Consider the following 18,485-nt stretch of genomic DNA (forward strand, 5'->3'; position numbering starts at 1 on the left):
AAAACCCGTAAGCGCAAGCCCGTGCTACCGGTTCGGGCCGGTTACGCGGGCTTTCTGGGGATAAAACTGGCGAAGTCCGCAAGCCAATGCTTGTCGCCCAAAAGTGCGCAGCGGTTGTGGGGCAACGACATGCATAAAAAACAAAGATTTCAAGCGCGTCGCAGCCATCCAAATGCGACGCGCTTTTGTTTTTCGGGCCGGTCAGGCCTGATCGTTGATGAGTCTTCTCAGCAATTCGAGCTCCTGCGCCAGCGTGTTGTCGACGCCTGAAAGATCCTCGATCTTGCGCACGGCATGCAGCACCGTCGTGTGATCGCGGCCACCGAAACGCCGTCCGATCTCCGGCAAGGAGCGCGGTGTCATCACTTTCGACAGGTACATGGCGACCTGCCGCGGCTTGACGATCGTGCGCGTGCGCCGGTTAGACAGAAGTTCTGTCTTCGACACGTTGTAGTGGCGCGCTACGATGCGCTGGATGTCCTCGATGCGCACCCGCTTCGGCTCGCCCGAACGATAGATGTGGCCGAGGATCTCGTCGATGCGGTCGATGGTGATCTGCGGTTCGAACGACTGGCGGAACAGGAGCTGGTTGAACGCACCTTCGAGTTCGCGCCCGCTGCCGGTCACCGTGCGAGCGACATGGTTGAGGATCTCCTCCGAGATGTCGAGCGACGCATCATCGGCCTTGGCGGTGGCAAGGCGCAGCTTGAGCATGCCGATCCGCATGGCGAAATCCGGCGCCGACATTTCGAGCGCGACGCCGCCGTTGAGGCGCGAGCGGACGCGAGGCTCCAGCGATTCCAGTTCCGACGGCGGCCGGTCGGCTGCGACCACCACCTGCTTGGCGCTGTCGAGCAGCATGTTGATCAGATGGCAGAATTCATGCTGGATCGACTTGCCTTGCAGGAACTGCATGTCGTCGATGATGAGAAGATCGATGTCGCGCAGCTGTTCCTTCAGCGTCAGTGCGTTGTTGTCGCGGATCGCGGTGGCAAACCGCCACATGAAATATTCGGCGGTGAGATAGACTACACGCGACTTCGGATTCTGCTTCAGCGATTCCGCCGCGATCGCCTGCAGCAGGTGAGTCTTGCCCAGTCCCACCGTCGCGTGAAGAAACAGCGGATTGAAGCGCACCGCGCTCGACTGCGATTCCGCCACCGCTTTGGCGGCGGCGAAGGCCACCCGGTTTGACGGTCCCTCGATGAAGGAGCCGAACGTGTAGCGCGGGTCTAGCGGCGAACCGAGCACATTGTGCCGGAACTCGGTCTCTGCAGGCGCTCCCGGGCGAGGTGCCGGTACCCGCTCCAGCCTGCCGGGGCTTGCTGTTCCCGCGGCCAGCGCCGTTTGCGCTTGCCTGGTCATCTTGCGCGCCGGGGCCACTTCGGGCTCGACGCCGTTGCGCCCCGGGCGGGTAGCGGTGCGCACCACGATCTCGATCTTGAGGATTTCAGGATCCTCGTGTTTCCACAGCTCGGCGATAAGGTCGAGATAGTGGCCGTTGATCCACGAGCGCAGGAAGGCGGTGGGAACCGAGATGCGGACAATGCCCCGGGACGCCTCGGCGACCTTCATGCGTCCGAACCAGCTCGAATAGACTTCGGTTCCCAGACGCGCCTTCAACTGGGCCTTGACCCGGTCGAACTTTTGTTCCGCGTCGATGGAAGCCGACATATCGTCCCCTTCGGTTAAGGTTCCAGGGAATGGGAGGTCGCCCGTAAGCTCCCTTTCGATGCCGCTCTGCATGATCGAGTTCCTTGTCCTTTTGTACCTTTTTCCGCCGGGAATGCGCCTCCTGCATCCATGTTTCCGGCGACCGTGTCCTTGCTGCGACACCATCGCCGCCGCCGGCAGATGATGTCGCCTCATTGTCAGGGAACCGGCGCCGCCTCATCAGAGCCAGCCCGCTTTGGTCATGTCAGGGCAATACAATTCCGTCCGGCGAAAACGCCGGCGCGTTATTGATCTGCCATGTACAATTACGCCAATCCCCTACCGTATCGAAAAGACAAACCAAGCCCGTACGCGGAAATGATCCACGTCACGAATTCTGCCATTTTTGCTGGCCGATTCAGGCTGGGTTTAAGGGCCAACGGCCCGTCCCTCTCGATAGACCGACATTAACGAAATCGCTGTGGATAGGGCAAGGCCACGACTAACGGATTTTTAAGGAATGTGGTTAGCGCAGAGGGGTTCGGAGCCTGCGTTGCACTGGCATGTTTTGACAAAGCCATTGTGATTCAAACCCTTTTCCGGCGAATATGAAAAAGGCCGCCTCGCGCGAAATTTTCTGAAATAATTTTCTTGACAGGCAAATGTTCCCCGTCCCTCGCGCCAGATGTGAACAAGCTGTGGATGACCGTCAATAACTTATTGAAAAATAAAGCTTATTTTTGACAGCTGATATTTTTGCCGTGAACGCTTTCAGCGGCTGCGCCTATCAGCAGGCATGTATATGCCGGCAAAGCATTTCGAACATTGAAATCGTGCGGAGTGTCTGTTTGGGAGATTTCTTTTTAAGTACTTGCCGGCAAACGAAAAACCCGGCACGAGCGGCCGGGCTTGAAGAAGGCAAGATCAGTAAAGGTATATTAGGCCGACAGCACCTTGAGTCGCTGGGCCAGGCGCGACACCTTGCGCGATGCCGTATTCTTGTGCACCACGCCCTTGGTCGCGGCGCGCATCAATTCCGGCTCCGCCACCTTGAAAGCAGCCTGCGCGGCAGCCTTGTCGCCCGAGGCGAGCGCCTCTTCGACCTGGCGGATGTAGGTCCGCACGCGCGAGCGGCGGTTCTTGTTAATCGCCGTGCGACGGGCGATCTTGCGCGTTGCCTTTTTGGCCGAGGAGGTATTGGCCATGATGCCTCTCTTCTGATCTGGTGGGCGCATGCGGGATGTCGCAGGGCGCAAAAACAAACGGGCAGCCACAGGGCCGCCTCGGTTGGTGCGGCTTATAGTTCAGCTTTTCCGGCGCGTCAACGCTGCTTCGCCTTCTTTTTGGCCGCTGCTGTCGCTCGCTTCTGGCCGCTGTCGTCACGATCTATCGGTTCGTGAAATTTGGCTTCCGCTTCTCGGCAAAGGCCGCCATGCCTTCCTTCTGGTCATCGAGGGCAAACAGCGAGTGAAACAGCCGGCGCTCGAACCGCAGCCCTTCGGCCAGTGTCGTTTCATAGGCGCGGTTGACGGCCTCTTTCGCCATCATCACCGACGGCAGCGAAAAATCGGCTATCTTGGCTGCCGCCTTCAACGCCTCCTCGAGCAGCTCGACGGCGGGCACGACACGTGACACCAGGCCGCAACGCTCGGCTTCCGCCGCATCCATCATCCGTCCGGTCAGGCACATGTCCATCGCCTTCGATTTGCCGACGAAGCGGGTGAGGCGCTGTGATCCGCCCATGCCCGGCATGACGCCGAGCGTGATCTCGGGTTGGCCGAATTTGGCGTTGTCGGCGGCGATGATGAAATCGCACATCATCGCCAGTTCGCAGCCGCCGCCAAGCGCATAGCCGGCCACCGCCGCGATAACAGGCTTGCGCGCCCGGGTGAACTCTTCCCAGCCGACAAAGAAATCCTGCACATAGGCGTCGACAAAGGAGATCGCCTGCATTTCCTTGATGTCCGCACCTGCCGCGAAGGCTTTTTCGGAGCCAGTGATGACCATCGCGCCGATGTCGGCATTCGCGCAGAAGCCGTTCACGGCCGCGACCACTTCCGTCAGGACCTGAGAGTTCAGCGCATTGAGCGCCTTCGGCCGGTTCAGCGTGATCAGCCCGACCTTGCCGCGGATTTCGACGATAATCGTTTCATGGGCCATGACTGTATCTCCTCACTCGGTCATCTGGCTTACATCTGGCGTCCAGCTCGGCATCTAGGTCACACCCGGCACCTAGCTCACAACTGACAAGTCCGGCAGTAGAAGGTGGAACGCCCGCTTTGCACGATGCGCTCTATGTGGCCGCCGCAGCCGTGCTTGGAGCAGGGTTCGCCCTCGCGATCATAGACCGCGAACGAATGCTGGAAATAGCCCAAAGACCCGTCGGTCTGCACATAGTCGCGCAGCGACGATCCGCCGGCGGCGATCGCATCGGCAATCACCGCGCGGATTGCTTCGGCAAGGGCGTCGCGCTGCTGTTTGGCCCTCTTTCCAGGCTTTGCGATGGTGCCTGCCTCGCGCAACGGCGACAGACCGGCGCGCCACAGGGCCTCCGACACATAGATATTGCCGAGCCCGGCGATCAACCGCTGATCGAGAAGTGCTGCCTTCAGCGGCGACTTCCGGCCCTTCAGCAGCGAGGCGAGCAGCTCGCCGTCCAAAGCATTGCCTGTCGGCTCGACGCCCAGCCCCGCCAGCATCGGATGCGTGTCGGGCGCCCCTTCGGAAAACAGCATGAAGCCGAAACGGCGCGGATCGTTGAAGGTCACGCGGGACCGGGCGCCTTCGGGAGAGACGATATGGAAGACGACATGGTCGTGCACCGCACCTTTCGAGCGCTCGAGATAAAACGCGCCCAACATTTTGCTGCTATCGGGCATTTCGCCGTCATCGGACGTTTCAATGCGGAACGAACCCGACATGCCGAGATGGCAGATCAGCACCGGACCGCCTTCGAGATGCATCGTCAGGTATTTGGCCCGGCGGCCGAGCGCCGTAATCGTCTTGCCGGTCAGCCTCTCCAAGAATTTTTCGGGAAACGGAAAGCGCAGGTCGGGCCGGCGTGCCTCGACGCGGGCGATGCGGGCGCCTTCCAGAACCGGCTGCAGGCCCCGCCGCACCGTTTCGACCTCAGGCAACTCAGGCATGGCCGCCTATCGTTGTATAGAAGGAGGTGCCGTGACGGCCGCGTGCCAGCCCAAGATGCTCGGCGACGGTTTCACCGATGTCGGCGAACGTCGTTCTGAGCCCAATGTCGCCGCCAAAACCTGGTCCCGTGCCGATCACCGGAATGCGTTCGCGTGTATGATCGGTGCCCTGCCAGGTCGGATCGTTGCCATGGTCGGCCGTGAGGATGAGAAGGTCGCCGTGCCTCAGCCGTGCAAGCGCCTCCGGCAGCCGCCGGTCGAAGGCCTCGAGCGCGGCGGCATAGCCGGCAACGTCACGCCGATGGCCGAACTCTGTGTCGAAATCGACGAAATTGGCGAAGACGAGATCGCCGTCGCCCGCGTCATCCATCGCGCCGAGCGCCTTGTCGAACATCGCCATGTTGCCGGCGGCCTTGCGTACTTCCGATATGCCGCGATGGGCGAAGATGTCGCCGATCTTGCCGACCGCGATGACCCGGCTGCCGCGCGCCGTCAACCGGTCGAGCAGGGTCGGTTCGGGCGGCGGCACCGAATAGTCCCGGCGGTTGTGCGTCCGTTCGAAGCTGGCGGCGGTTTCCCCAATGAAAGGCCGCGCGATCACCCGTCCGATGTTCAGCGGATCGACCAGCCTGCGCACCACCTTGCAGAATTCGTAGAGCCGTTCCAGGCCGAAGTGAAGTTCATGCGCGGCGATCTGCAGGACGGAGTCGACCGAAGTATAGCAGATCGGCTTGCCGGTGCGGATATGCTCCTCGCCGAAACGCTCGATGATCTCGGTGCCCGCGGCATGGCAATTGCCGAGAATGCCCGGCACCTCTCCTTCGCGGATGATCGCTTCGGTCAGATCGGCTGGAAAGGCGGGAACTGTGTCCGGGAAATAGCCCCAGTCGAAGCGGACCGGCAAGGCGGCGATTTCCCAATGGCCCGATGGCGTGTCCTTGCCGCTCGAAATCTCCTGCGCCGCGCCATGGAAGGCGGAGGCGAGCTGGACCTTGCTGCCGATGTCGATGCTGAATCCCGTCGCTGTTTTCGCCGCGTGACCCAGGCCGAGCGAGAGCATGTTGGGTACGAAAAGTGGGCCTTTGCGCAGCCCCTCGCGATCCGCCCGGCCCTCCGCGCAGGCTCTGGCGATGTGTCCGAACGTGTTGGAACCGGCGTCGCCATAGCGCCCGGCGTCAGCCGCGCCGCCGATGCCGAAGGAATCGAGAACAAAAAGAAAGGCGCGCGCCATTGCAGGGGTTCATTATTATCGTTTGTCTGTCCGCCCAGACATAGGGGGCCGCGCTGCCATTGGCAATTCGGAAGCAGACGGCTTGGCGCAATAGTTGAGATGTGGCCACGAACCGTGCCGATGTCATCCCCGCCCTTCGGCGCGTAGTGGGTTCGACCAAGCCGCACCTAGTAGAGCCACGATGGCTGCAGCCATCGTGCGCCTGGCGTCAGGTAACGGCCGATAGCAGGCGATCGGAATCGGGCGCGGTCGTTTCAGCAGGTGCTGCAGGGAATCGTTGGGCTTCTGCGGGGTCTGAGATAATAGGTTTCGCCCATCGATATCGAGTCGAAAGCCGAACTCAATCCAAGCCGCTTCTCACTGTCGGCCGACCAGGTGATGATCGGCTGGTATGCGAGATTGCTGTCGACGCGAATGAGAAAGGTGCCCTTGATCTCGAGTGTCGGTGCAACCGTGGTGATGGAGTTCTTGGCGGCGGCGGCGCTGAAGGCGCCAGCGACCATCTTGCGTGACCAAACGACCACTACCTTCGGCGTCGCTTCGTCCGTGACCTGGATTGCGGTGATGATGATTTCCGGGGTCGATCGGTTGTACGGCTGAAGGGTGGAGTTGCCGATCTGCATGATGGCATCGAGATCGGCTGCCGTGATGGTCTGCTGCTGGGTAACGAGATCCGCCACCATGCTGCCGATGCGACTGACCTTCTTGCTGGTTTCGATGGCTTGCGAGGCTTCCATGGTCATGAAGTACATGATCAGCAGGACGGGCACGATGAAGGCAAACTCAACCGCTGCGACACCGCGGCGATCACAGCAGAACCGAATGGCTTTCGTGCAGATCCCAGCGATCCCCATATCTGCCCCCGCACGCGCCATGGCCTCGTCCTTTTCCCACCCACGCGCGGTGCGTTTTTCAGTTGTCGAACGGCTCGTTCTGCCAGGTCACCGATGCGAAATGCAGCGTGTTGCCGTCTTTCAGATTGGCCATCGACTTGGCCATGAAATCGGTCATGACGGGCCATTTGTAAAAGACCCGCAGCATGTTTATTGATTCAGCCAAGCCCGGTGATACCGTAAAAGCCGCGGGGTCCGTGCCGGTCAGCACGATTTCGCGGTCCTGTATCTTGAAGCCCGCCTGGGCCGCGGCGGCGAAGGTCGGATACTCGCGCAGGTCCACCTCCAATCCCGGGCAGTCCTTGGCGACCATGATCTCCAGCCGGCTGCAGATCATGGTCTTCAGCGTGGCCTCCGTTACATTGGCCTGCCTTATCTGGCCCGTCCGTAGCTGGCGCGCGACATCGTCGGTGATATTGGCCATCACCTCTTGCCCGGCAAATGAAATGCAGCTCTCCAGTATGGCAAAGACGAGAAGCGCAAACGGCACCGCAAGCATCGCGAACTCCAAAGCAGTGCTGCCGCGCCGGTCGCCAAGGAAGCGCGCGGAAAAGCATGCTGGTCCTGCTTTGATCATGTCCCGTGCCTGCCGATCCTGAAGGGGTGTCGGAGGGAACATTAGCGCAAACCCATTGAAGTGCGGTTTGGATGATCGTTAAATTCGAGGGAGAGGTTTTAACAGGCCGATAACCGAAGCGGCATATCAGCGGGGCGAGAACAATTCGCTCGCTACCGGCCGGCGCTCATCTCGGCTTCCGAGGCTTTCTCCGCATCACTTTTATACGAGCTTTCGCAATACGGCGTGCACGACATGGTCTGTATTTCGGCACGCCGATAGATGCGCACCGACGACGCGTCCTGCCGCACCACGGTGATCTGCTCGTCGACGATCGGACGGCCCTCTTGATCGAGGACGACGAGGTTGGTGATGCCGAAGCCCTTGCCCGTCAGCACGATCGTCGAAGCATCCTGCACGGAGGCGTCGGCGATCGCCGGGTTGCCGACGACGATCGTATCGGCGGCGCGCGACAGTTTGACGATCTTCGCCTGGTTCATCGTGACCTCGATGCCGGCGCCAGCCTTGGCCGGCACGACAAAGGCCGTGGCGGCAAGAAGCGCGACAATCGGAAAGGACGATCTCGGCCCGGTCATTGAAGTGCTCCACGGCGGCAAACTGCTCAACGGAACATGAACGAGATTGGTGAACCAACGGTTAAGCGGATGGGGAGGCGTGATGATGTCGGGATTGGCATCGTCATCGCCTGAAGCGGATCGCCCCTTTCCCAATCGGTGAATTGCGGCTTTCGCGCCCTTTGACGTGCCGGTCGGGTCCATTAGGCGTCACTTAGTTTACGGTTAACCACGCCATGTCATCGAAGCCGGAAAGGAATCGGTAAGGCTGTTTATTAAGCCGATCGAAAGAGCTTCTCCATAGATTGGCAGCATCCGATCAGCCGCCAAGAGAAGTTGACGGAATTGCTGTAACACCTGGAGTAGGAGCTCTCGAATGTCTAATCTCATTGCACGTTTTGTGAAGGACGAATCCGGCGCGACCGCTATCGAATACGGTCTGATCGCCGCTCTCATCGCGCTCGCCATCATGGTCGGCGCCGGCTCACTGGGCACCGCGCTGAACGGTAAGTTCAACGCGATCGCCACTTCGATCAACAATTCGTAACAGATCACGAAGTCCGGTCGTTTTCCAGAACAGGGCCGCCTCACTGGCGGCCCTGTTTCGTCGTACCGGCAGATTTTCAGCTCGCAGCCTCATCAATCGTTAATCGAACATGTCTAAGCTGGGCTAGGCATAGTTGACCATAGGCCCGCGCAGATGCTTGAAGCCCTGATCTTCGTCGTCTTTCCGTTCTGCATGCTTTTCGCCGCGATCTCAGACATGCTGTCGATGACGATCGCCAATCGCGTGCCGGTGCTGCTTGTGGCCGTCTTCGCCCTGGTCGCGCCGCTGACGGGCATGGACTTGGCAACCTATGGCTGGCATTTCGCCGCCGGTGGCCTGGTTCTCGCCGTAACCTTCGGTCTGTTTGCCCTCGGCGGCATGGGAGGCGGCGACGCCAAGTTGCTGGCCGCCACCGCCATCTGGATGGGACTGAACATCCATCTCATCCAATATCTCGTAACCTCGACATTCATCGGTGGCCTCCTGACGCTCGCCATCCTCGTCTATCGGAAATCGCCGCTTGCGGCCGTCACAAGCCACAATCCGTTTCTACGCCACTTCGCCGACGAGACGACCGGCGTTCCCTATGGCATCGCGCTTGGCATTGGCGGCCTGCTCACCTTTCCGAACTCGCCGTTGATGGCGTGGGCGCTCGCAAGGCTGGCGGCCTAATATTCTCGCCGCCGGCTTTCCCCGTCAGACCAGACTTCTACTGTTCGATTTCGCGTTGGAACTGGCGGCTTGGCCGCCTTTTGCGGGCCGGACCGGATGCTTCAAATTTATGTAAACCTTAAATTAATCACGATCGTAAGTATTAAATTAACCTTGTTTTGACGATTGCCGCTGCATGGTCCGGCTTGGCGAGGTTGTTTGCCAAGGACGAGGTTCGGACAGATGCCAGCATCCCGACTGATCATTCTGGGCGTGGCGGTGGCCGCGGCAGGTGGCGCAGGATATGTCGCAAAAAACATGGCCACGGCTCCGCCGCCTCAAATCGTCGATTCCGGCCCCAAGGCGCCGGCAATCGCACTGCAGGACGTGCTTGTCCTGTCCGGCGACGTTCCGATGGGCAGCCCGCTCGAGAACAACATCAGCTGGCAGTCCTGGCCGGCCGACGGCATCAACGCGAATTTCATAACCCGCGCTGCGGAGCCCGATGCGCTTGAGAAGCTGAAAGGCGGCGTCGCCCGTGTTGCGATGTATACCGGCGAGCCGCTGCGGCGGTCCAAACTGATCGGCGAGGGACAGAGCTTCATGTCGTCGATCCTGCCCTCCGGCATGCGGGCCGTTGCCACAGCCGTATCGGCCGACACTTCGGCCGGCGGCTTCATTCTTCCCAATGATTTCGTCGACGTCATCATGACCCGCAGAGCCGATGCCGCGGGCGGCGGCAGCGGGTTTACGACCGAAACCATTCTCAAGAACATTCGCGTCCTGGCAATCGACCAGACCATCCAGGAGGATGAGGAAGGCAAGAGGACCAGGGTCGGCCAGACCGCGACGCTGGAACTCACATCGCAGCAGGCGGAAATCATCACCGTCGCCCAGCAGATGGCCGATCGCCTGACATTGGCGCTGCGGTCGATCAGCGACACCCAGGAGAAGAATCTGGGCGAGGCCGACTATCTCGTTTCCGGCAATGGGCGGCGCGGCACGGTGCGATTGATCAAGTCGGGCGAAGTTTCCGAAGTGGGAGCAAGGCAATGAGGCTAAGCGCTAGACTGCCGGTTACCCTGGCTGCGGCAATCGGCCTGTTCCTCCTTGGGACGAACGCGCAAGGCCCCGTCGAGGCGAATGCGGCAGGCAGGAACGCCGAGGTGTCGGCTTCGACCGCCACCCAGCGCGTCAAGCTCGGTCTCAACAAATCGGTGGTCATCGACTTGCCTAGCGATGCCTATGATATTCTAGTCGCCAACCCGGCGGTCGCCGATGCGGTGACCCGCACCGCCAGGCGCATCTATCTGTTCGGAAAGGCCGTGGGCGACACCAACATCTTCGTCTTCGGCCCCAATGGCGAACAGATCGTCAGCCTGGATCTGGCAGTCGAACGCGATGTTGCCGGACTGGAAGACTATATCAGACGCTTCATCCCGTCATCGACCATCACTGTCGAATTGCTGAACGACAACGTCGTCCTGACCGGAACCGTGGACACTCCCCTGGATGCCAAGCGCGCGGTCGATCTGGCCACCATCTTCGTGTCCGGCGGTGAAGCGACCACGGGGCAATATTCGCAAACCGCCTCCGGCGGTTCGGCCGAAGCCGGTGTCGACATCGACAATCCGGATTCCGAGCGTCGCGTCAGCCAGATCGTAAACCTGCTGCAGATCGTCGGCGACGACCAGGTGACGCTGAAGGTGACGGTTGCGGAAGTCAGCCGCTCGGTCATGAAGCAGCTTGGCGTCAACCTGATCGGCAACGGCAGCAGCAACGGCTTCTCCTTTGGCGCGATGAGTTCTCCTCCCTATGGCCTGGGCAAGCCGATTTCGCAGTTCTCCAACTTACGGTTGGGTGATGCGCTCGGAAACGGACTTCAGGCGTATATCAATGCCATGGAGCAGAGCGGCGTCATGAAGACACTGGCCGAGCCGACGCTGACCGCGGTTTCGGGCGAGAAAGCGACATTCAAAGTGGGCGGCGAATTCAATCTTATCACAAGCCGGACGAGCAACGTTTCAGACGACAATATAACGGGCCAGGTTACTTACACCAACGAAAAGCTCGAATATGGAATTGGCCTCGAATTCCAGCCTGTCGTGCTCTCGGCGGGCCGCATCAGCCTCAAGGTGAGGACGTCGGTGTCGGAGCCTACGACGGAAGGCGCCACAGTGCTCGAAGCGGCCGGTGACTTGCCCGGCACCACTTTGTTGTCGATCCGCAAGCGCCTGGCAGATACCACCGTTGAACTGCCTTCCGGCGGCTCGATGATGATCGCCGGCCTGGTTCGGGACGACATCAGGCAGGCGGTCGCCGGGCTGCCCGGGCTGACCAAAATCCCAGTGCTCGGCACGCTGTTCCGCAGCCGGGACTTCGTCCGCAACGAGACCGAACTCGTCATCATCATCACGCCCTATTTGGTGAAGCCGGTGGCGCGCAACGCCCTTGCCAAGCCGGACGACAATTTCAACGCCGCCAGCGATGGCGCCGGCATGTTCCTTGGCCGTGTCAATCGCGTCTACGGCACCATGCAGACCGACAAACCCAATGGTCGTTATCACGGCGTTGTCGGTTTCATCTACAAGTAAGCGGGGAAGCGGACATGTCTCAGTCAGCGTTGAAGCCAAGGCGGATCACCGCAGCGATACGATCCGGCCGTTCGCGGATCTGCCGGTCGGTCCTTCCGGTCCTGGCGGTTGCAGTCGCGGCATTGCTGGCGGGCTGCGCCAACCTCAAGCGGGACAGCATCACGGTCGGTGCTGTCCCGGATGATTATCGCACCACCCATCCGATCGTGATTGCTGAGAAGAACCTGAAGATCGACCTTCCGGTCGGCGCCGGCGATCGCGGCATGACCGGGTCTCAGCGAGACACGCTTCTGGGCTTCCTGGACGGCTATGACAAGAGCGCCGCTCCGACCCTGACGATCTCGATCCCGAGCGGTTCGGCCAACGAGATCGCCGCGACCGCGGCCGGTCGCGATTTCGCCAGACTTGCGATTGCCAGCGGCATCAGCCGGAACCGGATCGTCATGACCACCTACCAGTCGGTTTCGGCCGAAGCGTCGGCGCCGATCCGCGTCGCCTATGTCTCGGTGAAGGCGCAGACCGACAGATGCGGGCGCTGGCCCGAAGACCTGCTGCAGACCTCGGAAAACAAGCACTATGCCGATTTCGGCTGCTCGTATCAGAACAATCTTGCCGCCCAGATGGCAAATCCGACCGATCTGCTCGGACCGCGCAAGCAATCCGATATCGACGCGGAAAATCGCGGCGCAGTGATCGACGTCTACCGCCAGAGAGGCATTTCGGAAGAGTTCCTCGGCAATTCGGAAGTTGAGTTTTGAGCTTGAGCCGCGCAAGTCACGGAAAGAAATGACGATGAGCAATCTTGCCTACGACACAGCGGTAGATGGCGGCGAAACCTCGCAGCAGGACATCGCCGCCATGCAGGCGTTGCGGCCGATTCCGCGCATCTCGATCCAGGCATTTTGCGAGACCGAGGGCGTTGCCAATCCGGTCGAGCGCGCCGGCGAGGATCGTCGCATGGCGAAGGCCCATCTGAAGGTCCATATGGGCGGCATCGCCACCGCCATCGAATTCTATCAATCGGCGCCGACGCCGAACCTGATCCTGCTGGAATCGCGCAGCGAGCCGACGCAATTGCTGGAGCAGCTCACGCAGCTCTCCGAATATTGCGATCCGGCCTCGAAGGTCGTGGTCATCGGCCACTACAATGACGTTGGGCTTTATCGCGAGCTCATCCGCTCCGGCATTTCCGAATATGTCATCGCGCCGGTGTCGATGGCCGATATCGTCAGCGTGATATCGTCGATTTTCGTTGATCCGGAAGCGGAGCCGATCGGCCGCTCGATCGCCTTCATCGGCGCCAAGGGTGGCGTCGGCTCCTCGACCATTGCCCACAACGTGGCTTGGGCGATGTCGTCGCTGTTCAAGTCCGAAGTGGTTGTCGCCGATCTGGACCTGGCTTTCGGAACGGCCAACATCAATTTCGATCAGGATCCGGCGCAAGGCATTGCCGAAGCCGTTTTCTCACCGGAGCGCATCGACGAGGTCTATCTCGATCGGCTGCTTGCCCAGTGCGCCCAGCATCTGTCGCTGCTTGCAGCGCCTTCAACGCTCGAGCGGGTCTACGATTTCGATCCCGACGCTTTCACGCAACTTATCGACACGGCGCAGCGCAGCGTGCCGCTTCTGGTGCTCGATGTTCCGCACGTCTGGACAGGCTGGACCAAGAGCATACTGGTCAAGGCCGACGACATCGTGATCACGGCGACGCCGGAACTGGCCAATCTGCGCAACACCAAGAATCTGGTCGACATGTTCAAACGGGTTCGCCCGAACGATCCGCCGCCGAAGCTGATCATCAATCAGGCCGGCGTGCCAAAGCGCCCGGAGATTACGTCATCCGACTTCGCCGACTCGCTCGGCCTGTCGCCGATGTCGGTTATTCCCTTCGAGCCGCTGCTGTTCGGAAACGCCGCCAACAACGGGCGCATGCTCGGCGAAATGGATGCCAAGAACCCGGTTGTAGGCACGATCAACGAGATTGCGCATGTGCTGACCGGGCGCAGCGAAATCAAGGCAAGAAAGAAAGCGGGCCTCGGCAATCTCCTTGGCAAGCTCTCGCGCAGCAAGAAGTGATGCTTTCGGAGCGGATTTGGTAGTCGATCATGTTTGGTAAAAGAGGCAGCGACGACGGCAGCCGGTTCACCCCGGAATTCCGTCAGCCGGCACCTGCGCCTGCCGCGCCGGCGGCAAACCCTGCAGAAACGTCGGTTCTTGCCAAGCCCGCACCGCCGCCGTCGCTTGGCGCGTCTGCCGCGCCGCCCGTGCGCCGTGCGGTCGAGGCGCCGCCATTGGCGCCGGAGCCGAAAAAGGTCCAGCGCCAAAAGAGCGAAACCTACTACGATACCAAGAGCCAGGTCTTTTCCGCGCTCATTGACACGATCGACCTGTCGCAGCTCGCCAAGCTCGATCCCGAAAGCGCACGCGAGGAAATCCGCGACATCGTCAACGACATCATCGCGATCAAGAATTTCGCGATGTCGATCGCCGAGCAGGAAGAACTGCTCGAGGACATCTGCAATGACGTGCTGGGTTACGGGCCGCTGGAACCATTGCTCGCCCGCGACGAAATCGCCGACATCATGGTCAATGGTTCCAAGAACGTCTACATCGAGGTCAACGGCAAGGTCGAGCAGACCGGCATCCGTTTCCGCGACAATCAGCAGCTCCTCAACATCTGTCAGCGCATCGTCAGCCAGGTTGGTCGCCGCGTCGATGAATCGAGCCCGATCTGCGACGCACGCCTTCCCGACGGCTCCCGCGTCAACGTCATCGCGCCGCCGCTCGCGATCGACGGCACCGCGCTCACCATCCGCAAGTTCAAGAAGGACAAGCTGACGCTTGACCAGCTGGTCAAGTTCGGCGCCATTTCGCCGCACGGCGCCGAAATTCTCAAGATCATTGGACGCGTCCGCTGCAACATCGTCATTTCGGGCGGTACCGGTTCGGGCAAGACCACGCTGCTCAACTGCCTGACCAATTATATTGACCGCGAGGAGCGCGTCATCACCTGTGAGGACTCGGCCGAGTTGCAACTGCAGCAGCCGCATGTCGTACGCCTTGAAACCCGCCCGCCCAACCTCGAAGGTGAGGGCGAGGTGACCATGCGCGACCTGGTCAAGAACTGCCTGCGCATGCGGCCCGAGCGCATCATCGTCGGCGAAGTACGCGGACCTGAGGTGTTCGACCTTCTGCAGGCGATGAACACCGGTCACGACGGCTCGATGGGCACGATCCACTCGAACAGCCCGCGCGAATGCCTGAACCGTATCGAATCGATGATCGCGATGGGCGGCTTTACGCTGCCGCAGAAAACCGTCCGTGAAATCGTCGTCGGTTCCGTGGACGTGATCATTCAGGCCGCACGCCTGCGCGACGGATCGCGGCGCATCACCCACATCACCGAGGTGATTGGAATGGAGGGCGACGTCATCATCACGCAAGACATCGTCCTCTACAACATAAAGGGCGAGGACGTGAATGGCAGGCTGCTGGGTGAGCACGTGTCGACAGGTATTGGGCGCCCGCATTTCTGGGACCGTGCCCGTTACTATGGCGAGGAACAGCGCCTCGCCAACGCGCTCGAGGCGATGGAGAAACGCGCTGACTGATGCATTTGGAGGCGTAGGGGCCAAGGTCAATGTTCGGGATTGACGGCATCGTATTGGCATTCATCGTGCTCGCCGGCTTCAGCGCCGGCGCGGTGGCCTATGCTTTTCTGTTCAACCAGATCAGCACCGAGAAGCAAGTCGGCAGGCGGCTTGAAACGATCAAGACCGCCGAGACGGATGGCGCCGTCGTCAAGGCCTCGCGCGATCGCGTGGCGGAAGCGGCCAAGCGGCGCAAATCGGTTCAGGATTCACTGAAGGACCTCGAACAGAAGCAAAAAACCAACCAGAGTGTCGTCAAAAAGCCGCCACTGAAGGCCCAGATTCGTCAGGCGGGCATGAAGATGTCGCTTGAGCGCTTCTATCTCTACTCGGCGGTTTGCGGCGTCGTCCTGACGTTTCTTGCCTATTTTACCGGCGCGCCGCTTTATGTCTTGCCCGGTGCGCTGCTGGTCGGCGTCCTCGGCCTGCCACGCTGGTTCGTCTCGTTTTGCCGCGCCCGCCGGGTGAAGGCGTTCCTCAACGAATTTCCGAACGCGCTCGACATCATCGTGCGTGCAGTCAAATCCGGCCTGCCGCTGAACGACGCCGTCCGCCTGATCGCCAACGAAGCCCCTGAACCGGTCAAGACCGAGTTCCGCCGCATCGTCGATTCGCAGCAGATGGGGCTGTCGATTCCCGACGCCAGCATGCGTATGGCCGAAACGATGCCGTGCACGGAAGCGAGCTTCTTCGGCATCGTCATCCAGATCCAGTCCCAGGCCGGCGGCAATCTTTCCGAGGCGCTGGGCAATCTTTCGCGCGTGCTTCGCGACCGCAAGAAAATGAAGGCCAAGGTCCAGGCGCTGTCCATGGAAGCGAAGGCGTCCGCCGTGATCATCGGCGCGTTGCCGTTCGTTGTCGCCTTTCTCGTCTACCTGACAAGCCCGAACTACATCATGCCTCTGTTCACCACCAGCGTCGGCAATCTGATCCTCGGCTGCTCGGCGGCCTGGATGTCGATCGGCATCCTGGTGATGCGCAAGATGATGAACTTCGAAGTTTAGGATTTCGAGCGTATGACTGAGAACGTCGTCAAGACCCTTACCGACCCGGCGTTCCTGATTGCCTTGTTGGTCGGCATCGCGGTATTTGCGACCGTCTTCACGCTGCTGCCTGCTTTTGGCGGAAACCAGCTCAAGGCGCGCATGAAATCCGTGGCGCTGGAGCGCGACGAATTGCGCGCCAAGCAGCGTGCGCGGCTTGCCGTCGAGGCCGATCGCCGCCGCAAGGGCCTGCGCGAGGAACAGTCGATAGGCATGCGCAATATTGTCGATCGGCTGGACCTGAGGCGCGCCTTGGCCGATGAAGGCACCTTGCAGAAACTCAAGGTGGCTGGCTTTCGCGGGCAGAATCCGCTGACGCGTTTCCTTTTCTTCCGTCTGGTCCTGCCCTTTGTCGGCTTTGCCCTGGCAGCGATGTATCTGTTCGTGCTCGGGGGTTTGCCGGAGCAGCCGCCTCTCATCAAATTGTTCGTGTGTATCGTCGTCGCCTATGCCGGTTTTTACGCGCCGGTGCTCTATGTCAACAACCGCGCCACCAAGCGCAAGCAGTCGATCCAGATGGCGTGGCCGGACGCGCTCGATCTGATGCTGATCTGCGTCGAATCCGGCATGTCGGTGGAGGCGGCGTTTCGCAAGGTCGCGGACGAGATCGGCACGCAATCGGTGGCACTTGCCGAAGAGTTCATCCTGACCAATGCCGAGCTTTCCTACTTGCAGGAACGCAAGCAGGCTTACGAAAACCTTGCAAGCCGCACCGGCCTAGAATCGGTTAAGTCGGTGTCGCAGGCGCTGGTGCAGGCCGAGCGCTACGGCACGCCGGTGGCGCACGCGCTGCGCGTGCTTGCCGGCGAAAGCCGCGACATGCGCATGAACGCTGCCGAGAAGAAGGCCGCCGCCTTGCCGCCGAAGCTCACCGTGCCAATGATCCTGTTCTTCCTGCCGGTGCTGTTCGCCATCATCCTGGGCCCCGCCGGTATCCAGGTGAGCCAGCGCGGCATCTTCGGCGACCAGCCGACATCGAGCAGCCAATAGCCTCGCCAAGGCGACAACACATGCGAAAGCCGCGGTGCTGATGCAACGCGGCTTTGTATTTCCAGCATGTCGATGAGTTGAGGAACTGGCGGTTCGAAGCAAAGCCGGCGTAGTTAGTTGGTGGCAGGCTTTGCCTTGTCCTGGTCCTTGAGCTGGCTCCAGGCGTTCTGCTGGGCGAGCATCTGGCGAAGGTAAGCCACGTTCGCCTGCGCCTGGTCGGGCGAGAGCTCCTGAGAAGCGATTTTCTCGGCCTCGTCGAAACGGCCCTGCAGACCGACGACCAGCGCCAGGTTTTGGCGGACGCGGCTGTCGGCGTTCGGCTGCTGGGCGGCCGAGCGCATATAGGTTTCAGCCGTGCGCAGATCACCTTCCAGCACATAGGACATGCCGAGATTTGAAAGGATCGAAGGTTCGTTCGGCTTGAGGTCAAGCGCCTTGCGGTAATTCTGGCGCGCCTCGTCTCTCTGGCCAAGCTGGTCGAGAATCGCCGCTTCCGCCGACACCAGCTTCCAGTCGGGATATTCCGGTGTCTGCGCGCGGCGCACCGCGTCGAGCGCCGGCTCGAACTGCCCATTGGCGGCCAGTGCCTTGCCATAGGCGGCGAGCACGTCGCGGTCCTTCGGCAGGGCGATCGCCAGTTTGCGCATCACGGCGAGCGATTGGTCGGCGTCGCCATCCATTTGCAGCGCCGCGGCATAATTCGTCGCGATCCGCTTGTCGTTGGGGTTCTTGGCGTAGGACTGACCGAGCGCGATCGTCGCCTTGTGCAACTCGCCGGCCGACATGGTTTCCAAGGGTTTGCCGCTGGTGCGTCCGATCGAGCCGGTTATCAACTTGCTGGTCCCGCAGCCTGCAACGCTTGCAGCGAGCGCTATTATGAGCGCCGTGGTGATCAGCCGCTTCCCCGTGGCGTTCGTCATGCGGTTGGTCGGCATCTGCACCAGGGCCTCCATTCG

18 protein-coding genes are annotated in these 18,485 nt (G+C 60.9%); 9 read left to right on the forward strand and 9 right to left on the reverse strand.

The features are described from left to right. Positions 1-201: 201 nt before the first annotated feature. The 8 genes from dnaA to BQ8482_RS05230 all read right to left on the reverse strand — a co-directional run bounded on the left by dnaA (position 202) and on the right by BQ8482_RS05230 (position 8,075). Positions 202-1,746 carry a chromosomal replication initiator protein DnaA gene (gene dnaA, locus BQ8482_RS05195; RefSeq protein WP_123146530.1) on the reverse strand — a complete coding sequence of 515 codons (1,545 nt, stop codon included), beginning with the start codon at positions 1,744-1,746 and terminating at the stop codon, positions 202-204. Between the two features lie 845 nt (positions 1,747-2,591). Beyond that, positions 2,592-2,858: a 30S ribosomal protein S20 gene (gene rpsT, locus BQ8482_RS05200; RefSeq protein ID WP_029356919.1), complete on the reverse strand. Its 267-nt coding sequence runs from the start codon at positions 2,856-2,858 to the stop codon at positions 2,592-2,594. Positions 2,859-3,039: 181 nt separating this feature from the next. After that, the gene (locus BQ8482_RS05205; protein ID WP_123146531.1) at positions 3,040-3,813 is read right to left on the reverse strand and encodes an enoyl-CoA hydratase; all 774 of its coding nucleotides are present in this window, start codon (positions 3,811-3,813) and stop codon (positions 3,040-3,042) included. A 77-nt stretch (positions 3,814-3,890) separates the two neighbouring features. Next, complete coding sequence (gene mutM / locus BQ8482_RS05210; RefSeq protein ID WP_123146532.1) at positions 3,891-4,799, reverse strand: bifunctional DNA-formamidopyrimidine glycosylase/DNA-(apurinic or apyrimidinic site) lyase; 909 nt, start codon at positions 4,797-4,799, stop codon at positions 3,891-3,893. Continuing rightward, a complete protein-coding gene (locus BQ8482_RS05215) occupies positions 4,792-6,030 on the reverse strand; it encodes a phosphopentomutase (RefSeq protein WP_123146533.1) in 1,239 nt (412 codons plus the stop codon). Before BQ8482_RS05215 ends, mutM begins: the two co-directional genes overlap by 8 nt. A 254-nt stretch (positions 6,031-6,284) precedes the next feature. Further along, entirely contained in the window at positions 6,285-6,905 is a 621-nt protein-coding gene (locus BQ8482_RS05220) for a TadE/TadG family type IV pilus assembly protein (protein ID WP_123146534.1), read from the reverse strand. Positions 6,906-6,942: 37 nt separating this feature from the next. Then, complete coding sequence (locus BQ8482_RS05225) at positions 6,943-7,500, reverse strand: TadE/TadG family type IV pilus assembly protein (RefSeq protein ID WP_244602617.1); 558 nt, start codon at positions 7,498-7,500, stop codon at positions 6,943-6,945. A 152-nt stretch (positions 7,501-7,652) separates the two neighbouring features. Continuing rightward, positions 7,653-8,075: a pilus assembly protein N-terminal domain-containing protein gene (locus BQ8482_RS05230; protein ID WP_123146536.1), complete on the reverse strand. Its 423-nt coding sequence runs from the start codon at positions 8,073-8,075 to the stop codon at positions 7,653-7,655. 355 nt (positions 8,076-8,430) lie between these two features. Here BQ8482_RS05230 and BQ8482_RS05235 point away from each other — a divergent pair, with 355 nt between their 5' ends. The 9 genes from BQ8482_RS05235 to BQ8482_RS05275 all read left to right on the forward strand — a co-directional run bounded on the left by BQ8482_RS05235 (position 8,431) and on the right by BQ8482_RS05275 (position 17,529). After that, the gene (locus BQ8482_RS05235) at positions 8,431-8,601 is read left to right on the forward strand and encodes a Flp family type IVb pilin (protein ID WP_123146537.1); all 171 of its coding nucleotides are present in this window, start codon (positions 8,431-8,433) and stop codon (positions 8,599-8,601) included. Positions 8,602-8,754: 153 nt separating this feature from the next. Then, complete coding sequence (locus BQ8482_RS05240; protein ID WP_123146538.1) at positions 8,755-9,273, forward strand: A24 family peptidase; 519 nt, start codon at positions 8,755-8,757, stop codon at positions 9,271-9,273. A gap of 222 nt (positions 9,274-9,495) precedes the next feature. Next, positions 9,496-10,308, forward strand: coding sequence for a Flp pilus assembly protein CpaB (gene cpaB, locus BQ8482_RS05245; RefSeq protein WP_123146539.1), 813 nt, complete (start codon positions 9,496-9,498; stop codon positions 10,306-10,308). Continuing rightward, entirely contained in the window at positions 10,305-11,846 is a 1,542-nt protein-coding gene (locus BQ8482_RS05250) for a type II and III secretion system protein family protein (RefSeq protein ID WP_123146540.1), read from the forward strand. Before cpaB ends, BQ8482_RS05250 begins: the two co-directional genes overlap by 4 nt. A 14-nt stretch (positions 11,847-11,860) precedes the next feature. Next, a complete protein-coding gene (locus BQ8482_RS05255) occupies positions 11,861-12,604 on the forward strand; it encodes a CpaD family pilus assembly protein (RefSeq protein WP_123146541.1) in 744 nt (247 codons plus the stop codon). A 34-nt stretch (positions 12,605-12,638) separates the two neighbouring features. Then, positions 12,639-13,922, forward strand: coding sequence for a CpaE/TadZ family protein (locus tag BQ8482_RS05260; RefSeq protein WP_208867595.1), 1,284 nt, complete (start codon positions 12,639-12,641; stop codon positions 13,920-13,922). Positions 13,923-13,951: 29 nt separating this feature from the next. Beyond that, positions 13,952-15,457 (forward strand): TadA family conjugal transfer-associated ATPase, encoded by a 1,506-nt coding sequence (locus tag BQ8482_RS05265; protein ID WP_123146543.1) that lies wholly within the window; start codon positions 13,952-13,954, stop codon positions 15,455-15,457. A 29-nt stretch (positions 15,458-15,486) separates the two neighbouring features. Beyond that, positions 15,487-16,500 carry a type II secretion system F family protein gene (locus BQ8482_RS05270; RefSeq protein ID WP_123146544.1) on the forward strand — a complete coding sequence of 338 codons (1,014 nt, stop codon included), beginning with the start codon at positions 15,487-15,489 and terminating at the stop codon, positions 16,498-16,500. Between the two features lie 12 nt (positions 16,501-16,512). Further along, positions 16,513-17,529: a type II secretion system F family protein gene (locus BQ8482_RS05275; protein ID WP_123146545.1), complete on the forward strand. Its 1,017-nt coding sequence runs from the start codon at positions 16,513-16,515 to the stop codon at positions 17,527-17,529. Positions 17,530-17,642: 113 nt separating this feature from the next. Here the strand turns inward: BQ8482_RS05275 and BQ8482_RS05280 are convergent, their stop codons facing one another. Then, on the reverse strand, positions 17,643-18,464 hold the full coding sequence (locus BQ8482_RS05280) for a tetratricopeptide repeat protein (RefSeq protein ID WP_123147396.1): 822 nt from the start codon (positions 18,462-18,464) through the stop codon (positions 17,643-17,645). Positions 18,465-18,485: the final 21 nt, after the last annotated feature.

Source organism: Mesorhizobium delmotii, assembly GCF_900149755.1.
Lineage (GTDB): Bacteria > Pseudomonadota > Alphaproteobacteria > Rhizobiales > Rhizobiaceae > Mesorhizobium > Mesorhizobium delmotii.